The organism is Muriicola sp. (genome assembly GCF_049669965.1).
Taxonomy (GTDB): Bacteria; Bacteroidota; Bacteroidia; order Flavobacteriales; family Flavobacteriaceae; genus Muriicola.
The window spans coordinates 1-3,011 of sequence record NZ_JBATLB010000009.1 but is presented as its reverse complement, the minus strand read 5'-3'; the positions used below and the strand labels follow the sequence as shown (position 1 = coordinate 3,011).

The 3,011-nt window shown below is 42.7% G+C and carries 1 protein-coding gene; it reads right to left on the bottom strand.

Translation table 11 applies throughout. The features are described from left to right. Window positions 1-185: 185 nt before the first annotated feature. Window positions 186-2,738, bottom strand: coding sequence for a DUF2339 domain-containing protein (locus tag WBM49_RS00375; RefSeq protein WP_424370072.1), 2,553 nt, complete (start codon window positions 2,736-2,738; stop codon window positions 186-188). Between the last annotated feature and the right edge of the window lie 273 nt (window positions 2,739-3,011).

Here is a 3,011-nt window from a genome sequence, read left to right as displayed (position 1 = left end):
TTCGAGAATCAGATCTGGCACCATAAACACAATCACGACTATGTGATGATCAATGAACTAAACACCAGGGATTTTATCAACACCACACGTAAAATGATCGAGGAAGAACTAAAGAAAAAGGAGTAAGCGGGGTAATTGCATAATCCCTGTCTTTTTAAGGTATTTAAGTGGGTAACTATCTTTGCCTAGTCCTCTTCTTTATCTATTATGAGCTCCTTAAACTTGTTGTACAAAAAGGAAATAAGCAATAACAAGATGCCCAGGGAGACAAAAACGACTGTTTTTGACAGGGTAGAAAGGTCTGCCAGGTCGTAGAGGAACAGCTTTATAAGGGTAATTCCAAACAAAACAATAGCCGCTACTCTAAGGTGTTTTTTAGACTTCCAAATTCCAATAGAGCTCAGTCCCAGGGCATAAACACCCCAGAAAATAGTTAGCCAGAGTTTGTACGAATCCTGCGCCTCCACAATATCGAGCCAGTGGAGCAGTTCACTGCTGGCTGTCCATAAAATGGTAACGCTAAGGATGAGATCAAACGGAAGGCCATATGCTACCTTTTGATATTGGTGTTTTAGATACCGGTAGGCCATTGCTAGCAAGGCCACTACCAGACCAATGGCGAGGTAACGGATACCCAGATAGAACCAACTTGCCGTTATCACGGCGCCTTCTTCATCAAGATAACTTTCTCGTAACTCACTAAGCTCGTATAGTCCTATGGTTAAGAAGGAGAGCAACCCAATGGCTGCAAGTGCCAAACCAAGCATCCCCATTAGCCTGCTTTTAATTTTAAAATTATTTATCGCCAGCAGCAGCGTTGCATAGATCAGGAAGTACAACAATCCCCAAATAGATTTAAAGATGTGGTAGTCGTAGTTAAAGGTACGCCCAAAATTACCCGCATCATTGTCTGAAGCAGAAGCCCGGAAGAGGCCCTCCCAGTAATAGGCTATTTCCAGGGAGAACGTAAAATATAACACAAGCAACAACAGGCCGGTAAGTACAACCGATACTGCGGTAGTCCTGGATGTATCATTTGAAAAAGCCGCCAGGTACTTTTTATTATAATTAAGGTAATTCAGATACCCCAATACTCCACAAAAGAGCAGGGAGCTTAAAAAGGTAACATTAAGAAGGGAGGGGAAGCGGGCAACCTCTACTATAAAATACCCATCGTAATAGGCTTCACTCCAATCTTGCAGCAAACTTATAAAAGCAAGTAGGATCATGGGATAGGCAATTTTTTCATATATAGGAAGCTGTTTGGTTCTTCCTATCCAGAAAAGCAGGGCGGCTTCGCCCAGCCATAATAAGGTAACCCAATTCCCGTCTAATTGTACCGGAATGCTGAGTGTAACAAAGACCAGGAACATACCCGAAACAAGGTAGAAAATAGGCTTATCTACTCCCTTTTGTTGATAGATTACTAGGCCCACCACTCCATGTATCACGGCATGCAGGAGGGTATACAGTCCAAGATAAGCCTCCCATTCTGGCATGTCTTTTAAAAGGCTATACCCAAGGCCGTAGAATACAAAAGAATTCACCAGGACCAGGACAATATCTAGTACCTCTAAAGGTTCTTTTTTAAGGAGCTTATAGCCCAGAAAGGTGAGATAGAAAAGGACAAAAAAGACAAAGCCAAAACCTAACAAAACACTGAAATGCTCCGTAGTCTCATAGCTGGTCTCATGCCAGCTAAGCACAATGAGCCAGGTAACAAAGAATGCAACCAGATAAAGCGGCTTCCAGTATCTTTTAAATGCTACGACCAGTATGCCGGCATTAATGATGGTCATATAACTAAAAAGCACCAGCACCTGCCCTTTCCCCTCACTTAATAAAAATGGAATACAATACGCACCCACCAGCCCAATATGGGCTATGAATTGTTTGTTGTAATTGAGGGCAGCCCCTACCGCGGCAAAAGTTACCAGCACCATCAACGCAAAAGCAGTTATGGGCGAGAACATGTCATAAAAAGAGTAGGCGGCAAAGGTCATAAAATAGAAGATAGCCATGGCTCCACTGACAAGGACGGCACTAAAATTCTCATATTTCTTCTTTAGTCTTTGGCTAATTACCAATAGGGCCGCCCCCATTGTATAGCCCAGAATAATTCGCACAAGCGGACTAATAAGATCATTGTCTATGGAGTATTTGGCACCAATACCCACCCCAATGACAAGTACCGCGATGCCGATCTTGCTAATAAGGTTTTCCCCTATGTATTTTTCTAGGTCTACTGAAGGTTTTTTAGGGGCTGAGGGCGTAGGCTTTGAGGTGGTTTGCATGGCAGGGGTTACCACCTCCGGAGCGTGTGTTTTATATAACGCTTCCCCTATGGGTAGGGTGGCCCATAGCACCACATAGACCAATGCACCAACACAGAACAGCAGGGCAAAAAGCACCCATAGGAGTCGTATTATGAAGAGGTTTACCCCATATTTATGAGCCATGCCGGCACAGACACCCCCTAAAATTTTATGTTTGGGATCACGGACCAATTTGGAAGATGAAGGGGTTGCGATGACCACATCACGTTCTTGTTTTTCTATCTGGGAGTTTTGTGGCGTTTGCTCAGTTATAGGAGTGGACTTAACTGTTTCAGGGGCCTGTTGTAATTGGCGTATCTCCTCTCGTATCTCTTGGATCTCTTTAGCAAAATGAGTATGTACTCCCTGCAGGACCTCTAGTTTTTCAAGAAGTTGAGCAATCTTTTGTGAGTTATCCTCCATGAAACCGATACAAATCCTCCGAAGATCACATAGAATTACGAAGCCGTTATTTGTTCTAAAGATAGCTTTTAAATAAGAAAGCAGGCCCAGGGGAGGTCTCGATTTAATCAGCTTTTATTCTTGCCAACTAAATTTATTTATCGATAGCATAGTATACAAAACTGAAATACCCACAGCATCGAAACCCAGACCATAATCTTGCTTACGTCTTATATGTTGTGCACAATGAATTATGATCCTAAAAGCAACCAACTTCCTTTTTTTTATCTTACT

Coding starts and splice junctions, on each gene's coding strand:
- WBM49_RS00375 (WP_424370072.1), bottom strand. CDS start 2,738: ATGGAGGATAACTCACAAAAGATTGCTCAACTTCTTGAAAAACTAGAG.